We start from the raw sequence: 14,344 nt of genomic DNA, 5'->3' as shown, positions 1-14,344 counted from the left end.
TCGCAGTACCGCTCCGTTCGGCGACCCAAAAGCTCCGAAGGCCGAGATCGCGTCTGTTCGTGACATGCGCCACTGCTTCAGCCTGCTCGGGCGAAAGCATCAAGCCGCGCGCTTCCGCACGCGCCAAAGCTGCCCTGCGCTGCGCATCTCGCACCTCATGGCGCTCCCGTTCCGCCATCATTTTAGCGGCACGGTGCAGGCGCTGTTCCGCTTCAATCATCCCGCGGGTGGTGAACCGATCCTCGCCGCGGGCGTCCTTGCCGAGTTCGACCAGATCGGGCGCTCCCTGCATTGCGGCCACCACCTCATTGAACTGGTCGAGCCCGTCGCTGTACCGGTGCGCGAACTTGGCCAGGTCGCGGCGTGTGAACGTCGATTGCTGCTGGGTAATCGCGTCCAGTCCAAGGGAGGGATCGGCAATGATCCGCGCGCCATTGTTGTGCGCGATCTCGCGGTGCATCTCGGCGCGGTCGGCCTCAAACCGTTCGCCTGCGATGCTCCGAACCTTAATCCGTTTGGCGGGTGCGCCGATCTGGCTTTGCGGCTCCAGCGCGATGCCCTGGGCTTCGAAACTGCGATGGTCGATCCGCGCGTCGATGTCGAGCTCGGCTAGCCGCTCGTTGGCAATCTTCGCCCAGCGTCCGCGCCAGCGCTCGACCAGCTCCGTGCGATTCCAGGCCCGGACCTTCCGGCCAAAGCCGTTCTCGTTGACCGCGCGCATGGTGAGCATCACATGGGCGTGGGGCTTGGGCATGCCGTCGTCGGCCCGGTCCCAATGCACATTCAGATCAGCAATCATACCCACACCGACGAATTCGCCGCGAACGAAGTCCCGAGCCAGCTCGATTCCCTGCGCCTCGCTCAACTCACGCGGAAGGGCGAACTCGACCTCGCGGGCCAGCTGCGCGTCCTTGCGGACCTCGGACACTTCGACATCGTTCCAGAGCCGCTCGCGGTCGCTCCAGGCCTCCGGCGCATTCTCCGGCAGCATCACCTCGGAATGGACGACGCCGCGCTTTCCAGAAAAATCCTGATCACGGCCGAGACGCTCATCGCGAAGCCGCGAGCCCGAGCGGTAAGCCGCCGATGCCACCGTGCTGCTCCCGGCCTTCCGGCCAATGACCTTGACGTGAAGATGATAGATCGCCATCGCGATCCAATCACTGGCACAGCGAAGCGGACGTCGGAACGACGTATAAGCGCGCCCTCCCTCGAAAAAATCTCGGGAGGGATTACCGCGTCCCAGGATGTCCCGACGACCCTGCGGCCTTGTGCCGGTCGCCCAGCTATCATTTCTCCATCGGCATTCATGGAGAAGACAATGCGCAAACCAAGGGACTTTGATGCGGACCTGAAGGCACTCGAAGACAAGGCGCGCGGGCTGAAAATCGCAAGGTGCGGCAGCTCGGCGAGCTCGTTATCGCTACGCGGGCGGACGCTCTCAGTGCCGATGAATTGGCCGGCGCGCTGATCCTGCTGGCCGAGACGAAGGAGGCCGGAAGGAGGGAGGCATGGGCCCGGCGAGGGGCTGCGTTTTTTCAAAGCCGGTCGCGGCGAAATGCTCCAGCAACTGACCGCAACATGGATGGCGCTCCGGCGCAACCAATCGGCGCGCAATCGGTATCAAGCCGCAAGGGCGCGACATGACATGCGCACGTGGCAGCTCGAGCGCCGCAAGCGCACGCGGCATCTCATCGAATTGGGTGGTCTTGTCGTCAAAGCTCGTGTTGTGGACCTGACCAATGATGATCGCGTCACCATTTTTGGCGCGTTGCTTTGGATCGCCGACAAGCTCAAAGGCTATCAGCGCGAACAGGCGCAAGCGCTTTGGGTGGCAAAGGGGAAGCAAGCGTTCGAGGCGGAGTCTGCGACACACGACAAGAACGACTAAAGTGGTCGGGCACCTCGTCCTTCTCCGGATGCCAGAATAGGTCGTCACCACGCTGGCCGAAACCATAAGCCGTCACGTCTGCGCAGAGGATCATCGCCGTTGGCCGTCAGCCGATCACGCAGACCGGATGCTCCGCCAACGCTTCATCCGGTCGACTCTCGCGTCTCGTAGCAAGCGCTGAAACTCTCCCCGCTGGATTGCCAGTATCCGGGCCGCGCAATTGGCGGCCGCCCGATGTGAGCTTAAGCCGGCGATGGGCCAGGGCGGCAGCGCTCGTCGGCGCTCCGGCAATCCAGCGGCGACCACCAGCTTGATCATGCGGTCGGCGGCCTCGACGAGGATCGGGCTGGTGTTCTTCATCGTCCGACAAGCGCGCCGAAGTTGCGCTCCGACAAACAGGCGCACGTCAGGGGATGGTAGCGTGTTCCCAACTGAGGACGGGCTTCCGATGGCGATCGAATTCGCGGACTTGGTGGACGAGGTGATGCGATCGTACCCGCGCACGATCGGCGTGTTCCTGGCTTTCAATATGCGTTGCGTGGGATGTCCCATCGCCTGTTTCCACAGCGTGGAGGATGCATGCCGGGAGCACGGCGTCGATCCTCGCCTGTTCATGGCGGCGCTAAGGGACGCCGCCGGCGAAGGCCACGCGCCGAGGTGAGTATCGCCGTCGAGACCTACGGCAAGCCAAAAGGCTGGCCGCGATGCGAGGGGGGACGTAGCATGACGATGCCGTCACAGGCCGATCTGGAGATCGTGGCGAAGATGCCGGTCTTCCGCGCGCTCGCACCGGACACGCTGCGGACGCTGCTCGCAGAGGCGAGCGTCTTGAATTTTCGTCATGGCAAGACACTGTTTAGGCAGGGCGAACCTGCCATCGCCGTGTTCGTGATCTTGAGCGGCTGGGTGAAGCTGTACCGCGTGACGCCGACCGGCGACGAGGCGGTGCTCAACGTCCTGACACACGATGACTGCCTGGCCGATGCGGTGACCTTCGCCGGCGGCATCCATGCGGCATCGGCCGGCGTCGTCTCGGCGGCGCGCATCCTGTTCATCCCGGCCGACCACGTCGTCCACTGCGTCCGCCAGACGCCTGCATTGGCTGTGGCGATGATGACGGCCTCGGCGCAGCAACTGCAGAGCCTCTCGCAGCGCGTCGAACAGCTCACGGTGTTCAGCGCGACGCAGCGCGTCGCCGATTTCATCGCCGCCCTCGCGCCTTGTGTCAACGGCGCCTGCACCATCGCGCTGCCCTACGACAAGTCGCTGATCGCCGGCTATCTCGGGCTCAAGCCGGAGTCGTTGTCGCGGGTGTTCGCCAAGCTGCGCCGCATCGGTGTCGACGTGCAGGCGTCGAAGGTGCGGGTCGAGGATATCGCCCGGCTGCGGCGGCTGGTGCTCTGCGATCGCATCGGACCGCGCGACGGCGAGGCGCGTTTGCGCGAACCGCCGCTGCGGCAAGGCCTCGAGGCGAAACCGGTGGCCAGTTCGAGCAGCAAGTCGATCAGGGTGTGAGCAGGGTGCGCAGCAGCGGCATGATCCGGGTGCGCCATGCGGTGTCGCCGAAGCCCTGGGCGAGCACCTGGCGTTCGGCGATCACGAGCCACAGCGGAACGCCGTCGCTGCGCTTGAGCCGGTCGCGATAGGGCCGCAGGTCCTCCGACCAGTTGTCGTCGCTCAGAATCTCGGCGAGATGGGCCGACCGCACCTCTCGATATGTGAGACCCGTGAATGCTCCGGAGCCGATCGAGGCGGCATCCCTGCTGCTGCGCCAGGCGCGGCAGGGGGCGCAGTCATCGGCGCCGACATAGAGCAGCATCACCTGCTGCGGCGGCGTCGACGGACGCGGCGTGATCGTCACGAAGCCGAACAGCACGGCACCGGCCAGCGCCAGCAGCGCCGCGCGCTGCAGTGCGCGCGACGGCACCGGCGCGTCGGTTGAAGAGCCCGTCATCATGCCCGCGATTATTTCGCGCGTTGCGGTGCACTGCCTTAACCGCGGTCAAGGATGCAAGCTCAACGAAGAGGCATTTTTGCTGAACGCTCACGACAAGGAATCGTCCGATGGCAACAGGCACCGGCGACGGCGCGCAGCATGACGATGACGGCAAGCGCGTGCCGGCGATGCAGCGCATTCTCGACAATCCATTCTTGTTGTTGTTCCTCGGCGTGACGCTGCCCGCCGTCCTCTACATCATCTGGGGCGTGATGGAAGTCGCCTCGATCCCCCTCGCGAAATGACGCAGCCACCGGCGTCCGGCTCGTCCGGAGGCCGGCGCACACATGCAAGGAGAACCGCCATGGCTGTGACACCGCCCGAACGACGCATCTGGTGGAACGAGCCGATCGAAAAGGTCGAGCTGGCCTGGATCGTCGTCGCCTTCCTGTGGGGGCTGTTCATGTTCGTGTTCATGATCGCCTGGCACTTCATCGGCCAGCAGAACCTCAGCAAGGAGGCCTATCGCATCGCGCCGTCGGCCTATGAGGAGAAGGTCGAGTCCTTCGCCAGGAAGTACCAGGTGCGCGAGGAGCAGGGCGTTCCGGTGGTCAAGCCGCCGCCGGGCGGCGACGTCTATCTGCTCGGGCGGCTCTGGCAATGGTGGCCGGTGCTCGAGCTGGAGCGCGGCGTCAGCTACCGCATCCATCTGTCGTCGCTCGACTGGCAGCACGGCTTCTCGCTGCAACCGACCAACATCAACATCCAGGTTCATCCCGGCTACGAGCACGTGCTGTCGCTGACGCCGACCGACAGCGGCCAGTTCGGCATCGTCTGCAACGAATTCTGCGGCATCGGCCACCACACCATGACCGGCAAGATCTACGTCGTCGATCAGAAGAAGGCGGAAGCCGGATCCATGGATGCCGCATCGCGGCCGGCTCAGGGGAGATGAATCATGACCGCTGAAACCGTCATCGGCGCGGTGCCCACCGGGGCCGAATTCCGCACCTGCCAATATACCGGGCTGAAGGTCGATACCGCCGCACAGGCGCTGATCAAGGCGAACGCCGTGGCGGCCGTGGTGTTTCTGGCCATCGGGGGCATCATGGGCCTGCTGGTGGCGCTGACGCGCTGGCCGGCCGTGCACCTGCTGCCTGCCGACTGGTTCTATCTGATCCTGACCGGGCACGGCGCCAATGTGCTGCTGTTCTGGATCATCTTCTTCGAGATGGCCATTCTCTATTTCGCTTCCGCAATCCTGCTCAACTGCCGGCTGGCGACGCCGAAGCTCGCCTGGCTCGGCTTCGTCCTGATGGTGGTCGGCGCGCTGGCGACGAACGTCGCGGTACTGCAGGGCGACTCCAGCGTGATGTTCACCTCCTATCCGCCGATGCAGGCCAAGCCGCATTTCTATCTCGGCATCATCCTGTTCGCGGTCGGCGCACTGATCGGCTGCGGCATCTTCTTCGCGACGCTCGTGATCGCGCGCGAGGAGCGCACCTATGAGGGCTCGATCCCGCTGGTGACCTTCGGGGCGCTCACGGCCGCGATCATCGCGGTATTCACCATCGCCTCCGGCGCGATCATCCTGATCCCGACCTGGCTGTGGTCGCTGGGCCTGATCTCCGACATCGACCCCCTGATGTACAAGGTGGTGTGGTGGGCGATGGGCCACTCGTCGCAGCAGATCAACGTCTCGGCCCACGTGTCGCTGTGGTACTTGACGGCGGCGCTGCTGGTCGGCGCCAAGCCGCTGAGCGAGAAGGTCAGCCGCACCGCCTTCCTGATGTACATCCTGTTCCTGCAGCTCGCGTCAGCGCACCATCTGCTGGCGGAGCCGGGCCTCGATGCGAGCTGGAAGATCGTCAATACCAGCTACATGATGTATCTGGCGGTGATGGGCTCGATGGTGCACGGACTGACCGTGCCCGGTGCGATCGAGGCGGCGCAGCGTCGCAACGGCTATGATCACGGCGCGTTCGAGTGGCTGCGCAAGGCGCCATGGGGCCACCCCGGGTTCTCCGGCATGTTCCTGTCGCTGGTGTTCTTCGGCTTCATCGGCGGCATCTCCGGCGTCGTGCTCGGCACCGAGCAGCTCAACGTGCTCATGCACAATACGATCTACGTTCCCGGCCATTTCCACGGAACGGTCGTCGCCGGCACCACGCTCGCCTTCATGGCCGCGACCTATCTGGTGCTGCCGCTGATCTTCCAGCGCGAGATCATCTGGCCGAAGCTCGCCCGCTTGCAGCCCTATCTGTTCGGCATCGGGGCGGCCGGCATCTCGCTGTTCATGATGGGCGCCGGCACGCTCGGCGTGGCGCGGCGGCACTGGGACATCACCTTCAGCGACGCCAACCTGTCGTTCGCCTATTCCGCCGGCGCGTTCCTGATGATGGGGCTCAACGGCATCTTCGCGGTCATAGCCGCGCTCGGCGGCGCCCTGTTCGTGCTCATCGTCGTCGGGACGGTGCTGTTCGGCGAGAAGATCGCCGGCGGCCACAAGCTGACCTTCCCGCTGTTCGCCGGCGGCGGCGCGGTGGCCTCGCACTACGGCAGCGAGCGGGCGCCGAAGCTGACCGGCACCGTGATCCTGGTCGCGATCTTCTTCGTCTCGTTCGTCCTCTACTACTTCATCAACTGGAAATATCTGTCGGAGCTCTGGCTGTTCCGCTGACGGCCACGACGCGGAGGAGAAACGCGATGCGCGCGGTCACCATGGCGATCTCGCTGCTGAAGTTGAGGATCGGTGTCGCGATCGCCGCGAGCGCGATCGCGGGCGCCGCCGTGGCTCATGGTCCTGCGCCTGGCGCGTGGCAGATCGCGGGCCTGATCATAGCCGTCCTGGGTGCATCGGGCGCGGCTGGCGCGTTCAACCATTACTACGAGCGCGATCTCGATCGCCTGATGCAGCGGACCCGCGCGCGGCCGTTCGCCAGCGGCCGCTTCAAGGCCAGTGCGTGGTGGCCGGTGGGATTCCTGGCGCTGCTCGCCGTGTCTCTTGCGCTGGCATCCTTGTCGGCAGGCCATGTCGCCGCCGGCTACGTGTTCCTCGGCGCGTTCACCTACGGCATCGTCTATACGGTGTGGTTGAAGCGGCGCTCGACCTGGAACATCGTCGTCGGCGGGCTCGCCGGCAGCTTCGCGGTGCTGGCGGGCGCCGCCGCCGTCGATCCGTCGCCTCAGGTGATTCCGACGGTGCTGGCGGTGGTGCTGTTCCTGTGGACGCCGCCGCATTTCTGGAGCCTCGCGGCCGCCAAGGGAGACGACTACGCGCGGGCCTCCGTGCCGATGCTGCCGGTCGTGGTTCCGGCGCGTGCGTGGACGCGGGCGATCCTGGGCTACGCCGTGCTGCTGGCGGTGGCATCGCTGATTCCGGCGTGGTTCGGTGCCGGCCTCATCTACAGCGCCGGCGCCGCATCCGGTGGCGGCTACTTCGTCTGGTGCAGCGTCCGGCTCTACCGCGAGCCGTCCAAGGCTAACGCGATCAGGAACTTCCTGGCCTCGCTGATCCAGCTGTCGTTGCTCGTCGGCGGAGCGCTGCTGTCGAGCGTCGCCGGGATGCTGACATGAGACGATGGTCCGGCACCGCAGCGCTGCTCGCGGTCGCGCTGGCATTCGTGGGGGCGCGAGCGTCGGCGGCGGAGCGTGACGCGCTGGACCCGTCCAGCGTGATGGCGCAGGGCCGGCAGGCGATCGGCCGGACCATCGGCGACCATGTTCTGATCGATGCCGCCGGCAAGCCGCTCGCGTTGCGCGACTATCGCGGCAAGCCGCTGGTGATCAGCCTCGTCTATACGTCGTGCAGCTCGGTCTGTCCGGCGACGACGCAGCACATGATCGATGCGGTCACCGAAGCAGGGCGGGTGTTTGGACCCGACCGTTTCGCCGTGCTCACGGTCGGCTTCGATGCGCGCAACGATACGCCGGCGCATCTCGCGCAATTTGCGGCCACACAGGGAATCAAGCTGCCGAACTGGCGGCTGGCCTCGGGTAGCTCCGCGACGATCGCGGCCTTGCTGGACGATCTTGGCTTCAGCTTTCGCGCCGCCGCGGGCGGCTTCGATCATCCGGCGCAGACCACCATCGTCGATCGGGATGGCAAGGTGTACCGCCACGTCTATGGCGACGAGTTTCCGCTGCCGATGTTCATGGAGCCGATGAAGGACGTGGTGTTCGGCACCGCGAATTCGTTTTCGTTCGCCGGCATCGCCGACCGGATCAGGTTCATCTGCACGGCCTACGATCCCGGTCTGCGGCGGTACCGCATCGACTACGGACTTGTGCTGGGCGGCACGATGGGCGCGCTGTCTCTCGTCGTCATGGCAGGACTGATCGCGCGTGAATGGCTGCGCTCGGCGCGGCTGACTGGCGCCGGGAAGGGACCGCGAGGAGCGTCGTGAACAGTCTGCTCCGCCGAACGCTTCAACGATCCTTTGCGACGATCGAATTGCCGTTCGAGCGCCTGTTCGGGGCCGGGCTCAATCCGCTGGCGCAACTCGGCGCGCTCGGGTTCTTCCTGTTCTGGATCGTTGCGGTCAGCGGCATCTATCTGTTCATCTTCTTCGACACCGGCATCGAACGCGCCTATCAGTCGGTCGAGAGCATCACCCGGGATCATTGGCTGCACGCCGGTGTGATGCGCAGCTTTCACCGCTACGCGTCCGACCTCATGGTGGTGACGGCGGTCATGCACCTGCTGCGTGAGTTCGCCTATGACCGCTATCGCAGCGTCCGCTGGTTCTCCTGGTTCACCGGGCTGCCGATCATCTGGCTGCTGTATGTGTCGGGGATCACCGGCTACTGGCTGGTGTGGGACCGGCTGGCGCAATATGTCGCGATCGTATCGTCGGAGCTGCTGGACTGGCTGCCGATCTTCGGGGAGCCGATCGCGCGCAACTTCGTGTCGACGGGGACGCTGACGAGCCGCTTCTTCTCGCTGATGGTGTTCATGCATGTGGCGGTGCCGCTGTTCCTGCTGTTCATCATGTGGGTGCACATCCTGCGCATCTCGCGACCCAAGGTGAACCCGCCGCGGGCGCTGGCCCTGATGTCGCTGATCGCGCTGCTCATCGTCGCCATCGCCAACCCGGCCACGTCGCAGGGACAGGCCGATCTCGTCAGGGTCCCCGACGGAATCGGCATCGACTGGCTGTACCTGCCGCTCTATCCGCTGAGCAATGTCTGGAGCTACGGATCGGTCTGGGCCGTGCTCGGCGCGTTCTCGCTGATGGTCGCGCTGATGCCCTGGCTGCCGCCGCTGCGCCGGGCGCGCGCGGCGCAGGTCGACCTCGCCCATTGCAATGGTTGCGCCCGCTGTGCCGAAGATTGTCCATATGAAGCGATCAGGATGGTCGGCCGCAGCGACGGTCTGCCGTTCCCGACGGAGGCGCGGGTCGATCCGTCGCTGTGCGTCGCCTGCGGGATCTGCATGGGCGCATGTCCATCCTCGACGCCGTTCCGCCGCTCCGAGGAGCTCGTGACCGGGATCGATCTGCCGGACTATTCGCTTAAAATGCTGCGCGAGCGTGTGCTCGATGTCGCGGGAAGTCTTCACGGTCCCGCGCGCGTCATCGTTCTCGCCTGCAAGCATGGCGGTGCAGGCGATCGTGATGGCGCCGTCGTTCTGCCCTGCGTCGCGATGGCGCCGCCGTCGCTGATCGATTTCATCCTGAGCCGGGACCTTGCCGACGGCGTGCTCGTTGCGGGCTGCGCCGAGAGCGCCTGCTACAACCGGCTCGGCGTCAGATGGACCGAGCAGCGGTTCGCTGCACAGCGCGATCCCTATCTGCGCGCCCGCGTGCCGCGTGAGCGCATCGCGACGATCTGGGCCTCGTCGGCCTCAGCGGCGCAGGTCGAGGCCGACCTTGAGGCCTTCGCAGATCGGCTGCGGGTGCTGCCGCCGAAGCCCTTACGGTCGCCGTTGCCGGTGAGTGCGCCGTCGCGCGCCGAGACCCGGAAGGATGTCGTGCACGGGAGCGGCACATGATTTCGGCTGCGCGCCATGTCGGCCGATTCCTGGTGGTGCTGGCTGTGATGGCTGCGGCGGCGTGGCTGTCCGCAGCGCCGGCCTGGCGAACGCTGCCCGACGGTTCGGGCGTGCTGCTCCTGACCTTCGTACATGGCGCCGATCGGCGTGGCGAGTGCCGGCGCCTGACCGCGGAGGAGATCGCCAGGCTGCCGCCGAACATGCGCCGGGTGCAGGATTGCCCGCGCGGGCGCCGGCCGGTTCAGGTCGAACTCGATGTCGACGGCCGCGCCCTCTACCGGGCCGAGCTCGCTCCGACCGGAATTGCCGGGGACGGTCCGTCTCGCGTCTACCAGCGCTTCGTCATGACGTCGGGGAGTCATGATGTCGCGGTGCGCATGCGCGATACGTCGCGGGCGGACGGCTTCGATCACGAGCGCCGCGAGACCGTCGCGATGGCTCCGGGACAACTGCTCGTCGTGGACTACCGGTCCGAGGCCGGCGGCTTCGTGTTCCGGTGAGGAGGAGATCATGAGCCTGCTGCACTGGGAAGCGCGCTACAGCGTCGGCATCGCCGCGGTCGATCATGAGCATCAGGACCTGATCGCGCTGATCAATCGCCTCTACGATGCCGCGGTCGCGCAGGGCGACAGGCAGGCGATGATCGGCTTCTTCGGCGAACTGTTCAGGGCGATTTCCAGCCATTTCGCGTTGGAGGAACGGCTGATGCGCGAGCGCAACTACGATCATCTGGCGCAGCACAAGGCCGACCATGAGCGGCTGCTCGACGAGATCAGGGACATCATGGACGATGTCGAAGGCGAAGATCGCTTCGACGCTGCAGAACTGGCCAGACGGCTCGATGCCTGGTTCTCGCGCCATTTCGAGACCCACGACGCGCGCCTGCACCACGCGTTCGGTCCGCACTGACACTGAACACGACGTTCTCGATTGCATTCACCCCGGAGAAAAAAAGATGATGAAGCGAGTGATCATGATCGGCCTGACCTGCGCCGCGAGCATCGCAGGCCCTGCATATGCGCAGGACCTTGCAGCAGGCGCGACGTCTTTCAAGAAGTGTGGCCCCTGCCACGATGTCGGGCCGACCGGAAAGAACAAGGTCGGTCCGGTGCTCAACGGCCTCGACGGCCGCAAGTCGGGTACAGTCGCGGGCTATAATTATTCCGACGCCAACAAGGCGTCCGGCGTGACCTGGAACGAGGAGAGCTTCCTCGACTACATCAAGGATCCCAAGGCCAAGATCCCGGGCACGAAGATGACCTTCGCCGGCATCAAGAACGAGGCCGAGGCCAAGGCGCTGTGGGCCTATCTTCAGCAGTACGACGCGGACGGCAAGACGAAATAGCGCTGCGCTGCCGAAGGCCGTGTTCCTAGATGCGCGCCGGCGGCCCCGCGCCGCCGGTCGCACACGGCCAGTGATGTTCCTGGCTTGCGGCATCCAGCACCCAGATCGACGCGTCCGGAAATGCCTGCGAGGCGACCACGAGTTCTTCACGCGACGCTGCGATGAAGAACGCGGTCGAGAGTGCGTCGGCAATCGCGGCCGAGGGATGATGCACGGTCACGCGTCGCCAATGCGGCGCACTGCGGCCGGTGCGGGGGTCGAACAGGTGGTGCGCGGCGCCGTGCGCGCCGAGCACGCAGCCGATGCCCTCCGATGTCGCCAGAGCGCCGCCGCCGAGCGTGAGCGGCGCGGATGGGCTTCGGCTCACCAGCCACGGCGATCCGTCGCGTTGCGGCCCCAGCGCCCGCTGCTCGCCGAGGTCGACGAGCACATTCTCGAAGCCGCGCGCCATGAGCAGCTGGGCGATCCGGTCGGTGACGTAACCCTGGCCAAGCCCGTTCAACGTCAGGCGCTGACCGTCTCCGAGCCGGATGGTGCCGTCGTCCTGGCGGACCCGTCTCCAGTCGACCGCGCTGCGGGCCTGAGCGATGACCTCCTCTGGAGGCAGACCGCCGTCCGGATGACGCGCGAACCAGTCGACATGAGCCTCCCACAACGGCTGCACGGTCGGATCGAACAACCCGCGCGTCGCCGCGGCGACCTGCAGCGCAAGTCCGATCGCGCGCCGCAGATCGCCGCTCGGCGCATGCAGAACGCTGGCACGATTGAGAACGCTGAGCTCGGAGTCCGATCGAAACAGGCTGAGGGCTCCTTCGAGCCGGTCGATCTCGGATTCGACGAGACGGCAGGTGCTGCGGGCCTCGCTATCGCCGACTTCGCTGAACAGGATTGTCGCGTCGGCGCCCATGGCGATACCGTGCCAGGCGAAATCGGCGCGGGCGGGCCGCGCGGCCGGGCCGGCGGTCGCTGCGCAGGCAGCGCCCGCCAGGATCCTGATGGCGCGTCGTCGTGTGGGTCGCGTGTTTGTCATGAGGTCGCTCCCTGGCTCGGCTGCGCTGCTGTCGCCGGCTTGGCCTGCGGCAGCGGCTGACGGCGCTGCGCGCGCTTCTTCAGATGCAGGCAGATGTCCTGATCGAAGTAGTTGGCCTGGCATTTGAGGCAGTAGATGCACTCGTTGGGATTGATCTGGCCCAGCGGATGAATCGCCTGGACGGTGCAGCGCCGGGCGCAGACATGGCATTCGCCGCCGCATTCGCGATAGCGCTTCAGCCATTCGAACATGCGGATGCGCGCCGGAATCGCCAGCGCAGCGCCGAGCGGGCAGAGGTAGCGGCAGTAGAAGCGTTCGATGAAAAGTCCGGCGCCGAGCAGGCTGAGCGCATAGACCACGAACGGCCATTCGCGCATCAGCTTCATGGTGATCGTGGTCTTGAACGGCTCGATCTCGGCCACCGTGAACGCGGCCAGGATCGACCGGAAGGAGATGGCGAGGATGGCGACGAAGCCGATATATTTGATCATCCACATCCGTTCGTGCAGTCCGAACGGCAGCTCGATCTGCTTGACTCCGATGCGGCGGGCGAGATGGTTCGAGAGCTCCTGCAGCGAGCCGAACGGGCACAGCCAGCCGCAGAACACGCCGCGTCCCCAGAACAGCATGCTGATGGCGACGAAGCTCCACAGCAGGAACACCAGGGGATCGAGCAGGAACAGTTCCCAGCGGAATCCCGACAGGAGGGCGTGAACGAAGGTGAGCACGTTCACGACCGAGAGCTGCGCGTTGGCGATCAAGCCGAGGAAGACGAAGGTGAGCAGCAGAAAGCCGGCGCGCAGACGATAGTAGAATTGGCCGTGTGCCGTGACCGTATCCTGCAAGACCAGCAGCGCGGCCAGTGCGAGCAACATGGCGCTGAGGACGCCGATCTCGTAGCGGCGACTCCACCAGATGTCCTGCCAGACGGCGCTCGACACCTGTGCGCTCGGCGGGGCCGCCGACGTGACGGGAGGAGGAGGGGGGGGCGCGATCAGGTAGCGGTCCGGGATGCGATAGTCGACCGACACGATTGCGGGGCCGCTCGATGCTGACGCGCCGAGGTCGAGATCGAGCCGGAACGGCCGCGTGGCATCGAAGCCGCTGGCGTGCGCGATTCGGAACACCGCGATCTCGCGCAGCTCGGGCGCGCCCGCCGCATGCAGCGACTCCACGGCGGAATGATCGGCGGCCTTGAGGGCAAACGTCCGGCTGCCCTGGACCAGTTCGATTCGCTCGAACGTTCCGGTCTGGCGCCATGCCGTGCCCTTGAAGGAATACAGGCCCGATGCGCCGAGCAGGATCAGGTCGTCCTCGGCGCCGATCCTGGCCATCTCGCTCTCATAGCCGCGCTGACCGAGCAGGCTCTCGCCGATCGGCGGCGGCGTCACCAGCGCGAGCCACAGGTCGATGAACGGCTTGTCCGGCTCGGCGTCCTGGGTGCGGAGCAGCGTTGCGGCTTCGCCTCGCGACACGAGCCGCCGCTGCACGGCGCCTTCCGTAAGCAAGCCCCGCCAGGACAGCCGCCGCAGCGTCTCGCGGTCGAGCCGCGGCGCATCGTGGGGCGATGCGGCACGGCTGCGCAGCACGGCGCGCGCCGACCGCAGGATCGCGTCGCGGATCACCGTCGAGGTGATGGTTGCGCCGGCCACCGCATGCGGGCCGCGCGAGAGGTCATCGGCCGGCTTCAGCGCGGCGCCCGGCCGCACGTCGAAGCCGGCAAAACCGGCGACATAGGCGGCCAGCGCATCCTTCGGAATCCCGATCACCAGGATCGGCTCCTCATGGGCCACGATCAGTGCACCGGTCACGATGCCGTCGGTGGTCACGGCCGCGACGATGTCGAGCGGCCGCCCGGCATAGCCGACCGAGCCTGATACATCGAGCGTCGAGAACGCGTAGCCCAGCAGCCGGCCGTCCGATGTTCTCACGTCCGCGGCCGGCGGTGTGCCCTTTGCCGGCGCGACGATCGCCGGCGGTGACGCCGGGAAGAACTGTGCCGCGACCTGAAGTTCCGCAGCGCGCGCCGGTCCCATCATCGCGCCGATCGCGATGGCGACGATGGTCAGGACATGCCGCAATGCGTGAGGCGCTGCGCCGCCGATGAGCTTTGTCATGCGCGGGATCAGGCCGCCATCGCGCGCACGCGC

16 protein-coding genes and 2 pseudogenes are annotated in these 14,344 nt (G+C 66.1%); 13 read left to right on the top strand and 5 right to left on the bottom strand.

What is annotated here, in order from left to right:
- Window positions 1–39 precede the first annotated feature (39 nt).
- A pseudogene (mobQ, locus tag ACQR07_RS27565) lies at window positions 40–1,150 on the bottom strand (MobQ family relaxase); the annotation flags it as partial.
- A 171-nt stretch (window positions 1,151–1,321) separates the two neighbouring features.
- Here mobQ and ACQR07_RS27560 point away from each other — a divergent pair.
- Window positions 1,322–1,647 (top strand): annotated as a pseudogene (locus ACQR07_RS27560) (conjugal transfer protein TraD).
- Between the two features lies 1 nt (window position 1,648).
- On the top strand, window positions 1,649–1,891 hold the full coding sequence (locus ACQR07_RS27555; RefSeq protein ID WP_434905250.1) for a conjugal transfer protein TraD: 243 nt from the start codon (window positions 1,649–1,651) through the stop codon (window positions 1,889–1,891).
- 114 nt (window positions 1,892–2,005) lie between these two features.
- On the opposite strand, the gene ACQR07_RS27550 is transcribed toward ACQR07_RS27555, so the two are convergent.
- Window positions 2,006–2,251, bottom strand: coding sequence for a hypothetical protein (locus ACQR07_RS27550; RefSeq protein WP_434905249.1), 246 nt, complete (start codon window positions 2,249–2,251; stop codon window positions 2,006–2,008).
- 88 nt (window positions 2,252–2,339) lie between these two features.
- On the opposite strand from ACQR07_RS27550, the gene ACQR07_RS27545 reads away from it, so the two are divergent.
- Window positions 2,340–2,552, top strand: coding sequence for a DUF1858 domain-containing protein (locus tag ACQR07_RS27545; RefSeq protein WP_434905248.1), 213 nt, complete (start codon window positions 2,340–2,342; stop codon window positions 2,550–2,552).
- 62 nt (window positions 2,553–2,614) lie between these two features.
- A complete protein-coding gene (locus ACQR07_RS27540) occupies window positions 2,615–3,406 on the top strand; it encodes a Crp/Fnr family transcriptional regulator (RefSeq protein WP_434905247.1) in 792 nt (263 codons plus the stop codon).
- Here the strand turns inward: ACQR07_RS27540 and ACQR07_RS27535 are convergent.
- Complete coding sequence (locus tag ACQR07_RS27535; RefSeq protein ID WP_434905246.1) at window positions 3,396–3,845, bottom strand: hypothetical protein; 450 nt, start codon at window positions 3,843–3,845, stop codon at window positions 3,396–3,398. The two genes, ACQR07_RS27540 and ACQR07_RS27535, sit on opposite strands and share 11 nt — an antisense overlap.
- Before the next feature lie 110 nt (window positions 3,846–3,955).
- Here ACQR07_RS27535 and ACQR07_RS27530 point away from each other — a divergent pair, with 110 nt between their 5' ends.
- From ACQR07_RS27530 to ACQR07_RS27490, 9 genes are read left to right on the top strand one after another with little or no spacing between them, the layout of a single operon-like run.
- Complete coding sequence (locus tag ACQR07_RS27530) at window positions 3,956–4,132, top strand: hypothetical protein (RefSeq protein WP_434905245.1); 177 nt, start codon at window positions 3,956–3,958, stop codon at window positions 4,130–4,132.
- A gap of 59 nt (window positions 4,133–4,191) precedes the next feature.
- Window positions 4,192–4,782: a hypothetical protein gene (locus ACQR07_RS27525; RefSeq protein WP_434905244.1), complete on the top strand. Its 591-nt coding sequence runs from the start codon at window positions 4,192–4,194 to the stop codon at window positions 4,780–4,782.
- A gap of 3 nt (window positions 4,783–4,785) precedes the next feature.
- Window positions 4,786–6,507 (top strand): cbb3-type cytochrome c oxidase subunit I, encoded by a 1,722-nt coding sequence (locus ACQR07_RS27520; RefSeq protein ID WP_434905243.1) that lies wholly within the window; start codon window positions 4,786–4,788, stop codon window positions 6,505–6,507.
- Window positions 6,508–6,533: 26 nt separating this feature from the next.
- Window positions 6,534–7,403 (top strand): heme o synthase, encoded by an 870-nt coding sequence (gene cyoE, locus ACQR07_RS27515; RefSeq protein ID WP_434905242.1) that lies wholly within the window; start codon window positions 6,534–6,536, stop codon window positions 7,401–7,403.
- Complete coding sequence (locus ACQR07_RS27510; protein WP_434905241.1) at window positions 7,400–8,233, top strand: SCO family protein; 834 nt, start codon at window positions 7,400–7,402, stop codon at window positions 8,231–8,233. Before cyoE ends, ACQR07_RS27510 begins: the two co-directional genes overlap by 4 nt.
- Window positions 8,230–9,819: a cytochrome b N-terminal domain-containing protein gene (locus ACQR07_RS27505; RefSeq protein ID WP_434905240.1), complete on the top strand. Its 1,590-nt coding sequence runs from the start codon at window positions 8,230–8,232 to the stop codon at window positions 9,817–9,819. Before ACQR07_RS27510 ends, ACQR07_RS27505 begins: the two co-directional genes overlap by 4 nt.
- Window positions 9,816–10,319 (top strand): hypothetical protein, encoded by a 504-nt coding sequence (locus ACQR07_RS27500; RefSeq protein WP_434905239.1) that lies wholly within the window; start codon window positions 9,816–9,818, stop codon window positions 10,317–10,319. Before ACQR07_RS27505 ends, ACQR07_RS27500 begins: the two co-directional genes overlap by 4 nt.
- 10 nt (window positions 10,320–10,329) lie before the next feature.
- Complete coding sequence (locus tag ACQR07_RS27495; RefSeq protein ID WP_434905238.1) at window positions 10,330–10,728, top strand: bacteriohemerythrin; 399 nt, start codon at window positions 10,330–10,332, stop codon at window positions 10,726–10,728.
- A 46-nt stretch (window positions 10,729–10,774) separates the two neighbouring features.
- A complete protein-coding gene (locus tag ACQR07_RS27490) occupies window positions 10,775–11,164 on the top strand; it encodes a c-type cytochrome (protein WP_434905237.1) in 390 nt (129 codons plus the stop codon).
- Between the two features lie 25 nt (window positions 11,165–11,189).
- On the opposite strand, the gene ACQR07_RS27485 is transcribed toward ACQR07_RS27490, so the two are convergent.
- Window positions 11,190–12,194 carry an FAD:protein FMN transferase gene (locus tag ACQR07_RS27485; RefSeq protein ID WP_434905236.1) on the bottom strand — a complete coding sequence of 335 codons (1,005 nt, stop codon included), beginning with the start codon at window positions 12,192–12,194 and terminating at the stop codon, window positions 11,190–11,192.
- Window positions 12,191–14,311 carry a 4Fe-4S binding protein gene (locus ACQR07_RS27480; RefSeq protein WP_434905235.1) on the bottom strand — a complete coding sequence of 707 codons (2,121 nt, stop codon included), beginning with the start codon at window positions 14,309–14,311 and terminating at the stop codon, window positions 12,191–12,193. The genes ACQR07_RS27485 and ACQR07_RS27480 overlap by 4 nt, the downstream gene beginning before the upstream one ends.
- Window positions 14,312–14,344 lie beyond the last annotated feature (33 nt).

It is taken from the genome of Bradyrhizobium sp. HKCCYLS20291 (assembly GCF_051167715.1).
Taxonomy (GTDB): Bacteria; Pseudomonadota; Alphaproteobacteria; order Rhizobiales; family Xanthobacteraceae; genus Bradyrhizobium.
Note: the sequence above shows the minus strand (reverse complement) of the source record. Positions and strands in the feature narration are given on the sequence as shown.

Coding starts and splice junctions, on each gene's coding strand:
- ACQR07_RS27555 (WP_434905250.1), top strand. CDS start 1,649: ATGCGCACGTGGCAGCTCGAGCGCCGCAAGCGCACGCGGCATCTCATC.
- ACQR07_RS27550 (WP_434905249.1), bottom strand. CDS start 2,251: ATGAAGAACACCAGCCCGATCCTCGTCGAGGCCGCCGACCGCATGATC.
- ACQR07_RS27545 (WP_434905248.1), top strand. CDS start 2,340: ATGGCGATCGAATTCGCGGACTTGGTGGACGAGGTGATGCGATCGTAC.
- ACQR07_RS27540 (WP_434905247.1), top strand. CDS start 2,615: ATGACGATGCCGTCACAGGCCGATCTGGAGATCGTGGCGAAGATGCCG.
- ACQR07_RS27535 (WP_434905246.1), bottom strand. CDS start 3,845: ATGACGGGCTCTTCAACCGACGCGCCGGTGCCGTCGCGCGCACTGCAG.
- ACQR07_RS27530 (WP_434905245.1), top strand. CDS start 3,956: ATGGCAACAGGCACCGGCGACGGCGCGCAGCATGACGATGACGGCAAG.
- ACQR07_RS27525 (WP_434905244.1), top strand. CDS start 4,192: ATGGCTGTGACACCGCCCGAACGACGCATCTGGTGGAACGAGCCGATC.
- ACQR07_RS27520 (WP_434905243.1), top strand. CDS start 4,786: ATGACCGCTGAAACCGTCATCGGCGCGGTGCCCACCGGGGCCGAATTC.
- cyoE (WP_434905242.1), top strand. CDS start 6,534: ATGCGCGCGGTCACCATGGCGATCTCGCTGCTGAAGTTGAGGATCGGT.
- ACQR07_RS27510 (WP_434905241.1), top strand. CDS start 7,400: ATGAGACGATGGTCCGGCACCGCAGCGCTGCTCGCGGTCGCGCTGGCA.
- ACQR07_RS27500 (WP_434905239.1), top strand. CDS start 9,816: ATGATTTCGGCTGCGCGCCATGTCGGCCGATTCCTGGTGGTGCTGGCT.
- ACQR07_RS27495 (WP_434905238.1), top strand. CDS start 10,330: ATGAGCCTGCTGCACTGGGAAGCGCGCTACAGCGTCGGCATCGCCGCG.
- ACQR07_RS27490 (WP_434905237.1), top strand. CDS start 10,775: ATGATGAAGCGAGTGATCATGATCGGCCTGACCTGCGCCGCGAGCATC.
- ACQR07_RS27485 (WP_434905236.1), bottom strand. CDS start 12,194: ATGACAAACACGCGACCCACACGACGACGCGCCATCAGGATCCTGGCG.
- ACQR07_RS27480 (WP_434905235.1), bottom strand. CDS start 14,311: ATGACAAAGCTCATCGGCGGCGCAGCGCCTCACGCATTGCGGCATGTC.